The organism is Neobacillus sp. NRS-1170 (assembly GCF_050468025.1).
Genome location: NZ_JBITPF010000036.1, coordinates 63,956 through 81,779, shown reverse-complemented (window position 1 = coordinate 81,779; position 17,824 = coordinate 63,956). Strand labels below are relative to the sequence as shown.

General features: G+C 37.3%; 13 protein-coding genes and 1 pseudogene. 5 read left to right on the top strand and 9 right to left on the bottom strand.

What is annotated here, in order from left to right:
- Nucleotides 1–45: 45 nt before the first annotated feature.
- The 4 genes from ACIFOT_RS16345 to ACIFOT_RS16330 all read right to left on the bottom strand — a co-directional run bounded on the left by ACIFOT_RS16345 (nt 46) and on the right by ACIFOT_RS16330 (nt 6,657).
- Nucleotides 46–3,048 (bottom strand): AAA family ATPase, encoded by a 3,003-nt coding sequence (locus tag ACIFOT_RS16345; RefSeq protein WP_430066352.1) that lies wholly within the window; start codon nt 3,046–3,048, stop codon nt 46–48.
- A gap of 125 nt (nt 3,049–3,173) precedes the next feature.
- Nucleotides 3,174–4,394, bottom strand: a complete 1,221-nt coding sequence (locus ACIFOT_RS16340) for a metallophosphoesterase family protein (RefSeq protein ID WP_430066350.1) — start codon at nt 4,392–4,394, stop codon at nt 3,174–3,176.
- A 117-nt stretch (nt 4,395–4,511) separates the two neighbouring features.
- Nucleotides 4,512–5,765 (bottom strand): ABC transporter permease, encoded by a 1,254-nt coding sequence (locus tag ACIFOT_RS16335; protein WP_430066348.1) that lies wholly within the window; start codon nt 5,763–5,765, stop codon nt 4,512–4,514.
- Nucleotides 5,758–6,657 carry an ABC transporter ATP-binding protein gene (locus ACIFOT_RS16330; protein ID WP_430066346.1) on the bottom strand — a complete coding sequence of 300 codons (900 nt, stop codon included), beginning with the start codon at nt 6,655–6,657 and terminating at the stop codon, nt 5,758–5,760. Before ACIFOT_RS16330 ends, ACIFOT_RS16335 begins: the two co-directional genes overlap by 8 nt.
- A 125-nt stretch (nt 6,658–6,782) precedes the next feature.
- Here ACIFOT_RS16330 and ACIFOT_RS16325 point away from each other — a divergent pair, with 125 nt between their 5' ends.
- Nucleotides 6,783–6,968: a YhzD family protein gene (locus ACIFOT_RS16325; RefSeq protein ID WP_430066408.1), complete on the top strand. Its 186-nt coding sequence runs from the start codon at nt 6,783–6,785 to the stop codon at nt 6,966–6,968.
- Between the two features lie 35 nt (nt 6,969–7,003).
- Here the strand turns inward: ACIFOT_RS16325 and ACIFOT_RS16320 are convergent.
- The 5 genes and pseudogenes from ACIFOT_RS16320 to ACIFOT_RS16300 form a co-directional block, all read right to left on the bottom strand.
- Nucleotides 7,004–7,794: pseudogene (locus tag ACIFOT_RS16320) on the bottom strand (enoyl-CoA hydratase).
- 146 nt (nt 7,795–7,940) lie between these two features.
- Complete coding sequence (locus ACIFOT_RS16315; RefSeq protein ID WP_430066344.1) at nt 7,941–9,560, bottom strand: long-chain fatty acid--CoA ligase; 1,620 nt, start codon at nt 9,558–9,560, stop codon at nt 7,941–7,943.
- A gap of 131 nt (nt 9,561–9,691) precedes the next feature.
- Nucleotides 9,692–11,203, bottom strand: coding sequence for a coproporphyrinogen III oxidase (locus tag ACIFOT_RS16310; protein ID WP_430066342.1), 1,512 nt, complete (start codon nt 11,201–11,203; stop codon nt 9,692–9,694).
- A gap of 127 nt (nt 11,204–11,330) precedes the next feature.
- A complete protein-coding gene (locus ACIFOT_RS16305; protein WP_430066340.1) occupies nt 11,331–12,200 on the bottom strand; it encodes a Cof-type HAD-IIB family hydrolase in 870 nt (289 codons plus the stop codon).
- Between the two features lie 126 nt (nt 12,201–12,326).
- Nucleotides 12,327–12,677: a YlbF family regulator gene (locus ACIFOT_RS16300; protein ID WP_430066338.1), complete on the bottom strand. Its 351-nt coding sequence runs from the start codon at nt 12,675–12,677 to the stop codon at nt 12,327–12,329.
- A 239-nt stretch (nt 12,678–12,916) separates the two neighbouring features.
- On the opposite strand from ACIFOT_RS16300, the gene ACIFOT_RS16295 reads away from it, so the two are divergent.
- From ACIFOT_RS16295 to ACIFOT_RS16280, 4 genes are read left to right on the top strand one after another with little or no spacing between them, the layout of a single operon-like run.
- Entirely contained in the window at nt 12,917–14,296 is a 1,380-nt protein-coding gene (locus ACIFOT_RS16295; RefSeq protein WP_430066336.1) for a YheC/YheD family protein, read from the top strand.
- Between the two features lies 1 nt (nt 14,297).
- Nucleotides 14,298–15,401: a YheC/YheD family protein gene (locus ACIFOT_RS16290; protein WP_430066334.1), complete on the top strand. Its 1,104-nt coding sequence runs from the start codon at nt 14,298–14,300 to the stop codon at nt 15,399–15,401.
- Nucleotides 15,379–16,743, top strand: a complete 1,365-nt coding sequence (locus tag ACIFOT_RS16285) for a YheC/YheD family protein (RefSeq protein WP_430066332.1) — start codon at nt 15,379–15,381, stop codon at nt 16,741–16,743. The genes ACIFOT_RS16290 and ACIFOT_RS16285 overlap by 23 nt, the downstream gene beginning before the upstream one ends.
- Nucleotides 16,740–17,786, top strand: a complete 1,047-nt coding sequence (locus ACIFOT_RS16280) for a YheC/YheD family protein (RefSeq protein WP_430066330.1) — start codon at nt 16,740–16,742, stop codon at nt 17,784–17,786. Before ACIFOT_RS16285 ends, ACIFOT_RS16280 begins: the two co-directional genes overlap by 4 nt.
- The last annotated feature ends 38 nt before the right edge of the window (nt 17,787–17,824 follow it).

Sequence of the window (17,824 nt, the reverse complement as noted above, 5' to 3'; positions counted from 1 at the left end):
CACGCTCCTTCTTTTAGTACGAGTATAACATACCTGGCTATAACTCTATGAAATAATCTGAACAGCACCTTTTTCCAACCGAAGAACATTTTCCTTTTTAAAATAATGAAGTATATGACTATGGCACGTGAAAAATAAAATCTGATTCCTATCCAACCGATTTAGAAGCTGAATAACTTTTTCAGTCCTGCCGGCATCAAAATTTACAAAACTATCATCAATGATGATTGGGAAATGGTAGATTTCATAAAGTGTGGTTGCTAAGGCAAGCCGAACTGCTAAATAAAGCTGTTCTGTCGTTGCTTGACTTAGTTCATTCGCTTCAAATAATGTATGGTCTTCCCTTTCAACTAAAAAGCCAGTACCTGATTTTTGCAGATGAATCTTTTGATAGCTGCCATTTGTCAGGAATGATAGATATTCTTCTGCCTTTGATAACATCCTTGGTAAATGAATATTCTTGTACCTTTCAATGGTACTTACAAGTATATCTTGTGCCAAACTATAAACCGACCACTCTTTGGCTGCTTCTTCTAATTCAAATTTTTTCTGTTTATAGTGATGTAGAATGTCGGAATATAATCCGCCTTCTTCAAGGGCCTGGATTTCGTATTTTATTGAAGCCAGTTCCTCTTGGAGATTTTTTAATTTTGCTTGTAAGCCTTTTATTTGCTGATTACATTCATTTAATAATTCCCCAGCATTTTGAAGTTGTAAATAGCTGTCTCTTTCCGGCTCTGAAAGTATAGAGAAATGCAGTTGGCTCTGAATGGATTCAAGACGTTCAAGAAGCTTTCCCTGCTTTGCTGCTTTTTCACCAAGTTCATAATATTTTTGCTCTGATTCTACCTTGGCATCCTCTAAGAGCTTTTGGTATTCAAGTTGCAGATGGCCTTGTTCCTGCTTTTTTTGCTGCAATTCAGCATCGAGGTCTGCTAATTTGGAAACTCTTTCTTGACTCTTGATCTGTTTTTCATGCTCTTCCTTAAGCTTATTTCTCAATAAATAAGCTGCTTTTTGTAAATCCATACTCTTTTCTTGCAAATACCTATTTGCAATTATATTAAGGTCTTTCACAATTATAGCTTGCTGTTGATTGATGTGCTCAAGTCTTTCAAGCATTTGTTTTTTCTCACGTATTACTGATTTATATTGTTCGATTAAATGGAAGGCTTCCTGTAAAAAAGTATTGGCAATATATTCAGGAATCTTTAACTCACTGCTTATGGAATACAGCTGTTCCTTATTTTGTGCCGATTCTAGTTCCCATTCCTCAAACTTTGTAATTACCTTTTCATAAAGCTTTTGCTGTTGTTCTAACTTTATTTTCGACTTTTGCAGCTGCTCAAGACGGAGATTATCCATCCTCAATTGTTCCTCCAGCTGAGAAAAATCTCTCATTTCAGCTGATTGTAATTTTTGAAGGATTGCTTTTTCCTTTTCTTTTAATTCCGTTAGCATTGGATCAACAGTCTTTTGTTTGGAATTATTAAGGCTTCTAATCATTAAAAAGGTGATTATCAAGCATCCAAGACTCCCAAATGCTAATAAAGGAACCTGTTTGGTTAGCAATCCATATAAAGCTATTCCTAGTAAAATTAGATCAAAAATAACAAATTGAAAGCTTCTCTGCTTAACAAACCTTTCCTTTTCATTCTTTTCCCTTTCAAGTGCCTGATGGTAAAATTCAAATTTATCTTGTGCAGACTTTAATTCTGCCTCCAAGCTTTTTTTATCATTTCTTTGGTTAACTTGTTCAACTAGCAGGTCTCTTTTTTGCTTGGATAAACAAACGGATTCTGTTAAGCGGATTACTTTTTCAATTTCCTGCAGATTGTTTTTTTCGTCTCTAAATTGTGATTCCAGGTCATCTTTAGCCTCCTCTAGCTTTTGCTGCTTTCGCGTGACCCTTTCTACCTGATTTTTCATATAAATATTAGTATTAATCGAGAGAATTTCTTCCTCATTAATATTCAAATGAAGTCTTTCTTTAATGGCCGAAAGTTTTTCTTCAATTTCTAGCAATTTTGTTTCACATTGCTGCTTTTCAAGTTTCAATTGATCATGAAGAGGTACTTGATCGAGTGATGATAAAATTGCTGCTTCATTTTCTAGAATTGAAGGCTCCGGCTGAATATCTGTAAGTTCTTTTTTTACTTGGATAATTCTTTCCTCAAGGCTGGCAATTTGGGCATTATAGGGATGAATGAGCTGAGTTAATTTTTCTATTCTTTCAATTCCACGGGCAGGAAAAACAATTTTTCCTAATTCGCCGAGATCTTTTTTCGTCCATTTTTCCTCTTTTACGATTGCCTCAATTCGTTTCCATTCGGATAGTTTTTCTACCTTTTCATGAATTTCCACAAGGGAATGATTTACATTTTCCATTTCCTGCTCGAGCTTTTCTTTTTTTTCGACAAAGAATTCGTAGTCCTTATTTTTAGCTGCTGCTTTTTTTAAGTCCGCACTAATTTCATGAAGTTCTTGAAGTCTTTCATTTAAAATAGGTTTCTTTCCGGATGGTTTAAAGCGGTAATCTAATTCTTTTTGTAAAATAGTTTCTGTTTTCGCTAACTTTTCTGTCCCTAAGGTCCCTGCGGAAAATAAAAACCTGCCAATTTCTTCACCCTTCATTTGATGAATATTCTGCAGCCCATGTATATTAAAAGAAAAAATTGCTTGAAATAGACCCTTATCGAAATTTACAAGTATTTCTTTAAGCAGTTCCTCGCCGCCAACCGTCCCATTATCAAAGACAACCGTTACGTCGCCTGCAGCTTTACCTTTTACACGTTCAATGACTGCATACCCATAATCTTCATGATAAACTTTTATTTTCCCCCCATATTTGTGGTGATGTTTCGGTTCGTAACGCAGTTCAGTTTGTTGTTTCGTAGGGAACCCAAACAATACACCATGAATAAAGGCCATTATCGTCGATTTCCCGGCTTCGTTTTCACCAAAAAAAACTTGGAAATCGGATATGTCATTGATTTTTACATTCTCTAGTTGACCATAGCCATAAATCTGCAACTCGACAATTTTCAATATGTAAACACTCCTTTCTTTTTGCCTGTGTTAAATTTTGCTGTTAATTTTCCCTCCAGGCTCTCGCTTTCCGTTCCAATCAACTTAGTGAAAAACACAACAATGACTCTTAACTCAGGCTTCTTTTAAGATTGATAAAGTAATTCGATTAATAGTTTTTCAGCTTTTTTGATTAGATTATCTTGTTCTTCCTCTGATAAATGGGATAAATATTTCCTCCCTAATGGATGATTATATAATGGAGTCACGGCGTGGTTAATTTCTTGATAATTTTCAATCGTCTCAAAAAGCTCAGCATAAAAATTTGCTTCCGTTTTTAAGTTTTCTTTGTCAATTTGCTGCGCCTCCATCATCAGTAAATCGAATGTCCATACAAACGATTCTTCCTCTCGTTCATTCTCAAATAGCAGTTCTAATAGTTCTTCGTTTAACCCCCTTATTTCCCTGTCATCATTCAAGTGAACATTTTCTATATAAAGAGATAAAAGAGTTCCTGTTTTTTCCTGTCGGATTTCATTTATCTTTGCATGACACAGCTTAAGGACTTCGTCAAAGGTATTTGCCGGTGCAGCATCAAGGACCGCTTCCTGCCACAAAATATCAGAGGTTTCTATAAACTTCATATTTACATCTGATTCTGAAAGCTCTACTAAATAGCAGCCTTTTGTTCCTGTTTCCTTCTTATTTCTCCCCTGAATATTTCCCGGATAAATAATTGGCGGGAATTCTGATAAAACTGCCCGCTTATGGATATGTCCTAAAGCCCAATAATCAAAGCCTTTTTCTTTCAATTCCTGGATGGAGAAAGGCGCGTAGTTATCGTGCTCCGTGCCAGAACTCTCATTGCCATGAAGAACACCGATATGGAAATCAGCTCCTTCTACTTTCATATATTCATCTATTTTTCTATCGAACACGTGCCTGGTTGGATAACTAAATCCATAAAAGTGAACCTTTTCACCATTTCTTGTATGTAAATCCTTAACCTCAACCTCACTATCAAAAATATGGACATTTGCCGGCATATCCAAATGGACCCATGAGCCATTTAAGTGGTCGTGATTTCCATGAATAACAAAAACGGGAATATTGTGCTCTTCAAGCTTCTGCATCTCTGTTCGAAAGCGTGACTGGGCACGCAGGCTGCGGTCTTCGCCATCAAATAAATCACCAGCTAAAATGACAAAATCAACTTGATGGCAGATAGCTGCAGCTGTAAGCTTTTTTAAGGCCGTGAAGGTACTTTCTTTGATTCTTGAAAAGATGTCTGCAGGCAAATGTTTTAATCCGACCATCGGACTATCTAAATGCAGATCCGCTGCATGAATAAACGTTATCTTTTTCATCGGCAAAATATTCCTTTCATCCTCTTTTCTTTCATTTTAACATCTTTAAAATACGAATGCACGTTCTGTAGTAAAAATAATAATAAGCCTTACCAAAAACGGTAAGGCTTAAACCCTCTATTTATTCTTAGTTAATTGTAACGCTTTTTTAATATCTTTATAGGAATTTGACTGCCCATACATTAACACTCCTCCACGATATACTCGGGCACCGAATACGGCTAAAGCAGCAATAGTGAGTACTAGGATCGATATTCCTAATATCGCCTCCCAAGCTGGAATGGTCAGCATCCCGACACGCAAAAACATAATCATTGGTGTAAAAAATGGAATATAGGACGTTGCCGTAATAAACGGAGCGTCCGGTTTTCCTAGCCCAAACATGGCAATCATAAAACCGCCAACCACCAGCAGTGTCATTGGGGTAATCATCTGCTGGACATCTTCAATCCTGCTGACGAGCGAACCCAAAAAGGCAGCAAGTGTTGCATAAAGGAAATAACCGAGAATAAAGAAGATGACAGCATACATAATCGTCTCTCCTGGTATATCTTTAAAGCCGTAAACGCCAAAAAAGCCGTCTTTTAATGATTCCATATTCTTGGTTAATGAGTAATATCCGACGATTAAAAATACTGTAAGCTGCGTCAGACTTAATAAGCCGATGCCAATAATTTTGGCAAACATTTGCTTTATTGGCGAAACACTTGAAATTAAGATTTCCATGACCCTTGAAGACTTTTCGGTCGCTACCTCCATCGCAATCATATTGGCATACATGATAACACTAAAATAAATTATGAAAAGAAGAACATAGACAAGGCCTCTTGCTTGATTCAATTCCTCTTCCGTTTTCGCATTTTTTTCTAAGGCAAATTTTTCAAATGACACTGGTTCATATAGTTTTTTAAGTTGTGTGGGAGTCAAATTTATTTGCGTTGCGGCAAGCATGGTTTTTACCTGCTGTAAACTAGTCTGGAGATCCGTAAACAAAGAAGAATCTGCAATGCTCCTAGCTTTATAGGTTGCTTCTGGAAGCTTTTCATCATTAAAGCGTAATTGAATAAGTCCTTTAAACTCGCCTTTTTCGATAGCTTTTTCCGCTTCTTTTTCAGTTCCATTATAATTAGTAAGTTTAATATCTTTATTTATTGCTGCAGCTTGTTGTTTGAAAGGCTCATAAAGCCTTCCTGTTTCATCGAGCACTGCTACTGTTTCTTTACCGCCATTTTTATCAAATATAGAAATGATATTATTTAAATTTGTGAGGGCGAGCACAATCACAATGGTTAAAATGGTCGTGACAATAAACGATTTGCTTTTCAGTTTGTTTAGATAAGTATGAAATAAGATTATCCAAAAATTATTCATAAGAATTACCTACTTTCTCTATAAAAATATCATTTAAAGAAGGTTCTTCAAGGGCAAATTTTCGAATGAATCCTTTCCCTACTATTTCTTTTAATATTTTTTCTGCAACTGGCTCCCCTTCAATTTGCAGATGAACGCCTTCCATTGTTGATTTAGCCCTTACCACTCCAGGGAAATTTTTTAACTGGTCTAATTTAAAATCAGCATGAATAGCAAGATTCTTTTTGCCGAATGCCCGCTTGATTTCTTTTAATGAACCATGTACGACTGGACTTCCCTTATGCAAAATGCAGAGGTGCTCACACATTTCCTCGACATGCTCCATCCTGTGGCTTGAAAACACAATGGTCGCTCCATTTTCCTTTAAAGCCAGAACAGCTTTCTTTAACATTTCCACATTAACAGGATCAAGGCCGCTGAATGGTTCATCGAGAATTAATAATTTTGGTTTATGTAGAACTGCGGCAATAAATTGGATTTTCTGCTGATTTCCTTTAGAAAGCTCCTCCACCTTCTTATTCTCATACTCTGGTATTTTAAATCGTTCTAGCCACGATTTTAGTTCAATAAGAGCATCATTTTTTTGCATCCCTCTTAATCTAGCTAAATAAACGAGTTGGTCGCGGACTTTCAGTTTTGGGTACAACCCTCTTTCCTCAGGAAGATAGCCGACCAAGTGGCTTGTAGAATAATCAATCGCCTTTCCATCCCATGTGATTTTTCCATCGGTAGAATCCAAAAGGCCTAGAATCATACGGAAGGTAGTGGTTTTACCCGCCCCGTTAGCTCCTAAGAAGCCAAACATTTCTTTTTCGGGAATTTCTAAGGATAATTGATCGACAGCCGTAAATTGCCCAAAACGCTTCGTCACACCTTCAAGTTTGAGTACCATGTTAATCACTCCTTCTGTTTTCATACGTACCAAACAGGAAAAAGTTTCAAATTTTTCCCTTTGAAAAATATTAAGAATTATGTGAAAATAATAGTGATTATTTTTTTAATAAAGGGGTATGTATGATGAAAACTTATAAACTAACAGCCTTTGAAGCAAATGGAGAAAAGCTTTTAGATGAAGCCTTCCAGGCAGATAATGACGATGCGGCTAAGAAGCATGGTGAAAAACTATTATCAGAGAAAAACTTACTAGAAAAAACACATCGATGTATCTCACCAAGCGGAAAGTTATTGCTGTTTCATTCTTAGAAAAAACAAAGAAGCTCATGAGCTTCTTTGTTTTATTATTTGCCGATAAAATTTGGCTTCCTTTTTTCAATAAAGCCTTTATGCCTTCTTTATGGTCTAAAGTTTCCCGCATTTTCTGCTGTCCGTATTTTTCTAATTCTAAGATTTTCAATAATTGAGGGCGGTTCTTTTCTGCTAAAATCTTTTTTGTTTTAATCATCGCTTGGATAGGACGGCCCAACCAGTCGCTAATTCGTGTATGTAATGTCTCTTGAAGATCTTCTTCAGCCACTTCTTGAACAAGACCCAGCTTATATGCTTCTTCCGCACTCATCATTTTACCGTCCCAAATCACTTGCTTTGCCTTCGTTTCACCTAATCTCTTTTCTAAAAAGAAATGCGCCCCTCCATCAGGAATAAGGCCAATTCCAATAAAATTCATCGCCAGTTTGCTTGCCTTGTCTGCGATAATATAGTCCGTTGCTAATGCTAAACTGAACCCTAATCCAGCAGCAGCACCTGAGACAGCACTGATTGTTAATTTTGGGATACTATAAAGAGTGATAATTAATTCACTGATGCAATCCATGACCGGCAAGAAATCGCTCTCATTCATGTTTGAAAGCATGGTTTTAATGTCTCCCCCAGCCGAAAAGGCTCTACCTTTGCCTGTTAGGACAACGATATCAATATCATCTGATTCGCTAATTTCCTTTAGTTTACAGACGAGCCCTTTAATGACATCTATATCCATAGCGTTCATTGATTCCGGACGATTCATTTCCAACGTTGCAACGCGGCCTTCAATTTGCACATTTACCTTATCCGTAACAAAATTCATTGCCATTTTAAACGCCCCCCAAATTGTTTATTCATTTCCATTATAGCTGGTAATGGAAGGAATAAAAACAAACATTCTTAATATATTGAATTTTCTTCTAGTATTTACCTATACAGTAAAAGGACAAAAGGCTGAACCCTTTGTCCTTAATTCTAATTTTTTGGAAGAATATCTTTTTGGACCTGTTCCCTTAATGCCATTTTCAGGAATTTACCAACTGAAGTTTTTGGAATTTCCGAGACGAATAAGATATCATCGGGAATCCACCATTTAGCAAACTGTGGTTTTAAAAACTCAACTAGCTCATCTTTCGTTATTTTTCCTATAAAGGCATCTTTTAAAACGACACAGGCAACCGGACGCTCTTGCCACCTTTCATGGGGAACGGCGACAACGGCCGCTTCGAACACAGACTCATGTGCCATCAATGCATTCTCTAAGTCAACTGAGGAGATCCATTCGCCGCCGCTCTTGATTAAATCCTTTGTACGGTCTACGATTTTCACAAAGCCTTCCTCATCTATTGTCACCACATCTCCGGTATGGAGCCACCCATCCCTAAATGCATCTAAAGTCCGTTCGTCTTGATAATATTCGGAGGCAATCCATGGTCCTCTAATACATAGTTCTCCCATCTCCCTTCCATCCCAGGCAACTTCGCCATTCTTGCCGACAATTTTCATTTCTAAACCTGGAACAAGGGTCCCTTGCTTTGCTCTAATATTTAGTTTCTCCTCAGGATCTAATTCCTCTTGGTAGCTTTTTAAAGTAGAGATAACGGCAAGCGGGCTTGTTTCTGTCATCCCATAGGCATGCATGAAAGGAATTTTATGGCGCTGCTCATAAGCCTTAATCATGCCTTTTGGTGCAGCAGATCCTCCACATAAAACCCCTCTTAAACTGCTCAAATCATAGGAGCCTTCATCAAGTTCTTTTAATAGTCCCAGCCAGATTGTAGGGACCCCCGCTGTAATCGTTACCTTTTCTTGTTCGATAAGCTCTGCCAGCAATTTTGGTGTAAAATATGGACCAGGTAAAATTAGAGATGTGCCAAACCAAACAGCGGCAAACGGCATTCCCCAAGCGTTGGCATGGAACATTGGTACCACAGGAAGTGCGATGTCTTTTTCACTTAATGCCGCGGTATCCGCAAGACCTAGAGCCATGCTGTGCAGATAAATGCCGCGATGCGAATAGACCACACCTTTTGGATTTCCAGTGGTTGCGGATGTATAACACATGCCTGCTGGATCATTCTCATCGATATCATTCGGGTATTGGTAGGCAGGATTTGCTTCAGCTAATAGGTCCTCATAGTGATAGACAGGGGAAATCTTTGTTTTCGGAAGTTCCTTTTCATCGGTCATGATGACATATGCTTTAACGTTTGGTAATTCATGGGCACATTTTTCGAGTAATGGAAGGATGTCTGGGTCAACTAGCAGGACCTTGTCCTCTGCATGATTAATAATGTAGGAAATATGTTGCGGGGCAAGACGAATATTGATAGTATGAAGAACCGCTCCCATACATGGTATTGCAAAATAGGCTTCCAAATGGCGATGATGGTTCCAGGCTAAAGTTCCTACTCTATCACCTTTAGTAACGCCTAACTTTACCAAGGCGTCGGCGAGCCTTCTTGTTCTTTCTGCAATTTGTTTATAGGTAAATCTATTGATGCCCGAAGACGTTCTTGAAACTACTTGTTTCTTTGGAAAATACTTTTCTGCTCTTTCAATCATATGCGTCATCGTTAAAGGTGTTTGCATCATAATGAATCCCCCCACTAATGAAAGCGTTTTAATTTCATAGTATTCTATGAAGAATATCCAATAAAATATTCGACATTCTGGGTAAATAATCCTTTATTAAGAACGATGCCCCAAAAAATTCTCCCGCTTCATTAAGCAGGAGAACCTTTTTCCGAGAATAATTCATCTAAAATCTTTATTTTCTCATCTGTATATGCTTCAAAACCGTCATTGTAGGATTTTGGATCCTTAGGATTGGCAAAGTGCGTTATTTTTCCTGTCAGAGGATCAATAAATTTACTTGCTGCACCACAGCCAAGACCAATAATGGTCTGAACTTCTTCCATAATCATGATATTATAAATACTTTCTTGACTTGGTATAGAATAACCAACATTTTCTAGATTACCCAAGATGTTCTTTTGCCTATATAAATAATAGGGTACATATCCATGCCTAGATGTCCAGCCCTCTGCAAGCTCCATCATTTTTTCCACTTCGCTGCGGTCCGCGACCTTATATTTCTCTTTATTCTTAGTCATTTCAGAGGCACGTTTAAACGACAAGGTATGAACGGTTAAAGATTCAGGCATCAGTTTTTCAGTTTCATTCAGTGAGTGGGTAAATTCAGGAATTCCTTCACCTGGCAGGCCAATAATTAAGTCCATATTAATATTGTTCATGCCCATCCGTCGTGCAAGATGATATTTTTCTATAGTTTCTGTTACCGTATGATGTCTGCCGATTGCCTTTAAGGTTTCTTGTGTATATGACTGTGGATTAATACTGATTCGATCAATCTTCCATTTTTTTAATACTTCCAATTTTTCAGGACTGATTGTGTCCGGACGACCGGCTTCAACCGTAATTTCGCGAATCTTATCGACTTCTGGGAAGGATGTGTACATTTCTTCGTAGAGCATGTCCATCTCTTCAGCGGTAATACTCGTTGGCGTTCCGCCACCATAATAGACTGTTGTAATCTTGATTCCTTTTTCTTTTAACCATGCACCGATTTTCCTCATTTCATAATGAAGTCCGCCTAAGAAAGAGTCAACGGAGCCAAGACGATTGTTAATCGCATAGGCCGGGAAGGTGCAATAGGCACATTTTGTTGGACAGAAAGGGATACCGATATAAATACTCACTTCTTTTTGAAGTGAATATAGGTCTGGGACAACTGTCAATTGACGATTAACGATTTGCTGCATAAGTTCGATTTTTTCATCTGTAATCAAGTAATCTGCCTTTAATTGCTGATGTGCAGCTTCTAACGGAATCCCTTCCTGCACTTTTTTGTGAAGAAGTTTTGTCGGTCTGACCCCTGTTAAAATACCCCATTTTTGCGTAATGCCTGTGTAATCCTGCAATACAGTTAAATAGACGTGGGAAACAGCGTTTTTAATCTGTTTAAAACCTTCTTTTTCTGAATCGGTTATTTTCATTTCTCTTTGATATTCTGAGGCAAAGACTTTTTCGTCTTTACACATCAATTCAGCTGAAACCTGTATTTTATCCTGAACCTGCAAGTTAAAATTTATTTGTATATCAGCTTCTTCAAAGACTGACATGAAAATCTGAGATTCTTCAAAAAACAAATTGGCAATCAGCTGGAGCGGCCGATTGAATCTTTCATCCTCTATCCCTATTATTGAAATCCGCAAGTATATCACCTTTCAAATTAAACTAGCTTAAGTGTACAAAATCAGTAATCTAAGGTCAATATAGTGGAAATTATTCCATAAAGCAAAAAAGATATCACAGGCTTCCACCGATGATATCTTTGTAAGGTCAATTTTTTATTATTTTCATCTTCCGTAGAAACTCAATCGGCTGTTGTTTTCTAAAGTGTTCTTTTACCATATAGGCCACACCTTGTTCATTTTGCGACCTCGTGACCCAATCGGACGCTTTTTTCACTGCAAAATCAGCATTCCACATCGCGACCCCTAACCCGGCTGCTTCAATTAATGGTATATCGTCAAGTCCGTCACCTATATAAACCACTTCTCTCGCTTTAAGCCCAAGCTGATTAGCAATGCCGGTTAATCCAGCAAGTTTGGAAACACCAGAAGGGACAATATCTATTCTTAATGAATCAAGTTCAATAATTTCAATCTCAGTAAACATTTTGCTAAGCGCTTTTTTTGCATCAATTAGATCGCTTTTTTCTTCAAAATAGACCTCAATCTTTGGCGGTGTTACAGGCTGATCATGTAAATATTCACTTAATGAAGAAACAAACTGCTGTGAATAAAAAATGGGATCCCCTGAGGTAAACACCGTTTTCGCTAATAAATTATTTTGGAGCTTGAATTTATTTGCCAGCGAAAATTGTTCATGTACAAGCCTAATTTGGCATGGGATTCCTTCAAGGAATCGGACTGTATCGTAGGTAATATCCTCATTGATTCGTTTAACATAAATCGGCTTTTCTACTTCGCTTGCAATTAAAGCACCCTGGTGTGTGATTAATGGTAATTTTATCTTTAATGCCTTAGCAACCTTTTTCGCTGATGGAAAACTTCTTGATGTAACGAGTGTAACATAAATCCCTTTTTGCTGAACATATTCAATGGCATCCTTCGTTGACTTATGAATTTTCCCATTCGTTTGTAGTATTGTTCCATCAATATTTAAAGCAAGCAAACGATAAATCATTTTGTTGCCCCCTGTTCTTGGTGAAATTACCCTTATATCACTTTTATGAATGTTTATCCATTTATATGACTAACCCAAGAACAAGAAAAAAGCCTTCGGTTTCGGCACCGAAGGTTTTATGAAGTGTTATTGCATTTTTCCGTAAAGCTCTTCTAATGGTTTCATAATAATTTGGTTTAGTTCCCCAATAATCATGCTCATTCGTTGTTCAGCTTGCATAAGGTGGGCAATTTTTCCATTCTGTTGAACTTGGGCAACCGTTGCTTGAGCCTGTTGTACTTCTTGCTCGGAAATATTCTGGCCCATCATTTGTTTTTGCTGAAGGTTCATTTGCATTTGCCGGAAATGGTCAAACATTTGTTTAGCAACCGGATCTGCATTCACTTCATTGTAGGCGTTTTTTAATGCTGTATATTCATCGCTTTGACGAATAGCTGTTTCAAGCGCATAGGCGGAATCAAATAAATTAACTGCCATTTTAGTTCACTCCCTTTATTTATTGGCTGTGCTAAACTAGTCTGTTGATTTCCGCTCCAATCAACAGGGTTAATAAATCAACAGTAACCTTTAACACAGCCTACTTATAAACATTTCCAATCAACTATAACAAACTATTCTTTGAAATGCGAGAATGTTCATTTCACCATCCATAACATTACAACATACGATACTTATATCAACTAATGCCCATTTTGAAAAATAAATGAGGAGTGATTATGTCTTTTTCATTTTCAACCATTTCGATTATTCCAATAGTGCCCTCAAAACAACATGACCGTTTCATACAAATGTCCGGCCATACGTTTCACCATTTTCAAATTAAAAACCATCAGGAAATAAAAATCACCATAGGCAGGGCTTCTGAAAAGGTAAACATACAAATTGTAGAAATGGATCCCAACCTAGTGCTAATACCCGATTCTATCATGACGGCATTGGATTTACCTGCCCAAAAAATAAAGTTACAGGGCTTTTACCGTCATGACATACAAACACTTCAGCTCGGCCCAGTCGTAGGCTTGTTAACCGATTTCGCGACTGATGAAATAAACCAACCGCATTTTCGTTCTATCCACGGTTTTTGTGAAGAACTTCATCAAGGAATTTCTGAAAATGGTGGTTTATTCTATGTGTTTTCATTAGACCAATTTTCAAATCAAGGATATTACTTTAATGAAGGAAAATGGAGTCCTGCCAGGCTTCCTTTACCTGATGTCATATATAACCGCATTCATTCCCGACTTCTCGAACAAAAAAATCAATTTCAGGATTTCCGTAACAGAATTGAAAAGCTGAACATTCCATTGTTTAACGACCGTTTTCTCTCTAAATGGGAAGTGTATAAGCATATTAGAGAGGAAAACCACTTAATCCCCTATACACCTGAGACTAAAATATATTCAAGAGAAAGCCTTTTTGAATTTGCTCAAAAATATCAAACAGTTTATGTAAAGCCTATTCATGGTAGTCAAGGAAAAAACATTATCAAAATAGTAAAGGAAAAGGAAAATCTATTTCGTTTTCAAACATCGTTTACAACCCATACCCCGAAAATTGACAAGAATTATTCGCTAGAGGAAATCTATCAACGAATTAAACCTCTGCTTACCAATCGAATCTTTCTTATTCAGCAAGGAATTTCCTTAATTACGCAAGATTCTCGTTCAATGGATTTTCGGGTGCTATGCCACAAAAATGAAAAAGACACTTGGGGTGTGACTTCAATGGTAGCAAGAGTCGCAAATGACCAAGAATTCGTATCAAATTTAGCTAGAGGCGGAACATTACTACGGCCGCTCCAGGCCTTATTAACATGGATGGATCAAAAAGAGGCTTTTCAAACGCTCTCCCTTATGAAGGAATTATCAATTGAAATTGCGGAAAACATTGGTCTACGTTCAACTGGTATAACCGGAGAGCTTGGAATTGACATTGGGGTTGACGAAGGAGGAAAACCCTGGCTAATAGAAGTAAACTCAAAACCTTCCAAACTATTTGAAGACGGTCTCGGAAAAATTAGACCGTCAGCAAAAGCGATTATCCAATTTTGTACAAAGCTGGCCAAAGACGTTATTTCTGAAAAGGAGGTTGAATAAATTGATTTCATTTGGAATCATGTCCCTAAAGCTGGATAGTGAAGATTCTTATATTAACGATATCGCTAAACTTGCGGAATCGTGCGAAATGGAATGTTACCGTTTTATCCCTACTGAAATTAATCCCCATTCACTTCAGGTAAGAGGTAAAAAATTTGATGCAAAAACTGCTCAGTGGATAGACACAGAATTTCTAATTCCAACCATTTTATACGATCGTTGTTTTTATGGAGATGATGAGCATTCCAAGCTTTGCCTTCCCATTGTTTCCTGGCTTAAAAGCAGAAATGATATTACTTTTTTAGGCTATGGATTGCCAAACAAACTTGAACTTTACCATTCACTTAAAAACACTGCATTATCTGCCTATTTACCACCGACAAAATTTGCAAATGATTCAAGCAGCATCTTAAAAGAACTCAATAAGTTAAAGAAAATTATCATAAAGCCAATTAATGGGTTTCAGGGATTTGGCATTTATTCATTGAAAAAAAATGACAAAACCTTTCATGTCAAAACAGAGAAACAAAAAAAGATTATTTCGCGGATTTTTCCAAATGAGTCCAAGCTTATCAATTGGCTGGATCCATTAATAGCTAACCGCCAATACCTGATCCAGCCGTTTCTGGAATTATCCAATGATGAACTTCAGCCCTTTGATATTCGCATTCTCCTGCAAAAGAATATTCAGGGAGTCTGGGGTGAGCTTGGCAGAGGTATTCGATTAGGCAATTCTGGAGGCATCTTATCAAATTTAAGTGCAGGAGGTTCCGTTATCACCTTTTCGGATTGGACATCATCATTGCAGCCGGCTAAAGGAAAGTATATCCGAGAGGAGTTAGAATATATCCTTTCCCAGCTCCCCCTTATGCTTGAAAAAGAATTTCTGCCTTTATTTGAACTTGGTGTCGATATAGGTATCGCTAAAAACGGATCCATTTGGATTCTAGACATTAATTCCAAGCCAGGGAGAAAGGTTATATTAGAAACCCAGCCAGCTTTAAAAGAAACTCTTTTCTTAGCTCCTCTTCTTTATGGAAAACATTTATTTCAGACCGGTCAATCAGAAAGGAAGAGCTTTCATGAGAAAACGTTATCTCATTGAAATTGCCCCAAATAATCAATTGATCGTTTTTTGCCCGCCTTTTCTTATTAAAGAAAAAACCTTAAAAAGAATTGCCTTCGGGTCAAAATCAATGGAGGTTGATTTTCGCCCCCATCCAGACAAAAATGACCGCATTGTGATTAGTAAAGAAATTCAAAAAGCTATACATTTCCCATGCTTGAATATTCCGCTCCATATATTTTTAGAAAACGAAATACTTTATATTGGGCCGCTCGTTGGAATCTTCACTGCCGGCTTTACACAAATTCCGGAACAGCCCATAGGAGAAAGAACGTTATTCTTTTCCAAACTTCTATCAGTAAATAAAGAGGTTGGGGCAATTGCCTATCTTTTTGGAGAGCGGCATATTGATTGGGAACGTGGGATAATTGAGGGGTTCTTTTATTATGATTCCTCTTGGCATAATTTCGAGGTGCCTTTTCCGAATGTTATTTACGATCGCCTGCCAAATCGTAGAAGTGAAGGAAATCCAAAATTAATCAAAGTGAAGGAAAGATTACAAAAAGACTATCTTATTCCTTGGTATAATCCTGGCTTCTTCAATAAGCTGGATATATACGAAAGACTGCAGCAGGACGGTTCAGTCGATGCCTATCTTCCTGAAACCCATCCGTTTACCTCTTTTTCCATAATTGAAAGGATGCTTTCAAATTATGGTCATGTGTATATTAAACCTAAAAATGGAAGCCTTGGATTAGGTGTACACCAAATTATCTATAATAAGCATACATCTGAATATTTTTGCCGCTACCAAGATGACGCAGGTGTTAACCGCTTGCGCAAATTTTCAAGCTTAGAAAGATTGTTTCATTCCGTTTTTGGAAATCAGTCACTTGAAAAAATGCTGGTGCAACAAGGCATTCATTTGCAAAGGCAAGACGGTCGGTCCATTGATTTTCGTATTCATACGAATAAGGACGATTCAGGAATTTGGCATGTAAGTGCCATTGCAGCCAAAATTGCTGGTGCAGGCAGTGTTACAACACATGCTAGAAGCGGTGGAGCTATTAAAACAATGGAAGAAATTTTTTCGAAGGATGAATGCGAGTTATTTACTAAAAAACTATCGAATGCAGCTCTCTTATTAAGTAAGGCTATTGATAAAAATATATCGGGGATTATTGGCGAGATTGGTTTTGATTTAGGCATCGACCGAAACGGTGAAGTTTGGCTTTTCGAAGCGAATTCTAAGCCAGGAAGATCCATCTTCAGTCATCCAGAACTAAAGCTATTTGATATATTAACTCGAAGATTATCTCTAGCCTTTGCTGTATTTCTGACAGAACAATCCTTATTCCACCCAGAGGAACTTTTCAAATGAAGTACGATAAAAAAACTCCCCTCGTTGGTATTATTACGGCACGTAAAGCTAATGGTGCAATAACCGGGAATGGCCCGCTTTTTATAGAATTGCAAAAAAAGCTTATTTCCCTTAACGGAATGAGCTTTATTTTTACAATCGAAGGGGTAGAGCAGGATACGATTAATGGATATTCCTTTTCACCGATTGAAAATCGATGGATAAAGGAAACATTTCCATATCCTGACCTTGTTTATAATCGGATCCCTTTTCGGAAATCGGAACAAGATGAACGATGCAAACACTTTTTTTACCACTTAAGAGAAAAAAACATTCCTTTTTTTAACCCTTGCTTTATTGATAAATTCGAGTTGTTTAATTTGTTTAAAAATCATCTGAGCCTTCAACATTACCTGCCACAAACCATCCTTGTCCAATCAAAAAATGAATTTTTTTTATTCTTTAAAAAACATAAGAATGTTTATTTAAAACCTAGTCAAGCTTCCAAAGGAAAAGGAATATTCCGCCTACGAATCATGAATTCAATGGAAATTGAAATGGATGGAGTAAAAGAAAAGAAAACCTATACCTCCTTTGATCATTTTTGGGAAGACTGGAACAAGGAGCTGAAAGATAAAAATTATATTGCACAGGAAGAAATATCCTCTGCCAAATATAATGGAGCACGTTTTGATTTTAGAATACTAGCACATGCATATAAAGATGACTTTAACCTAACTGGGATTGGTATTCGTTCATCACAGAAACAAGAAATAACGACCCATATTCCATCAGGCGGGCGGCTCCTCCCTTACAAGCTTTTGCAATCGACTGAACATGACCAATTCATTCAAACAATCGTCCCTCAGATAGGAAAGGCCTTATCGGAACAGTTTGGCTTTTTTGGGGAATTTTCGATTGATGCTGCGGTAAGTGAGTCAGGGAAATATTATATTTTTGAAGTAAATTCCAAACCAATGAGCTTTGACGAAACTGAAATCGAAGATAAGAAAATCGAGCAGCTTTGCCGTTTATTCTTCCAACTGGCAAATAATAAAATGTAACAGAAAATCTATTTAAATAATCTCCAAAACAAGGTAAG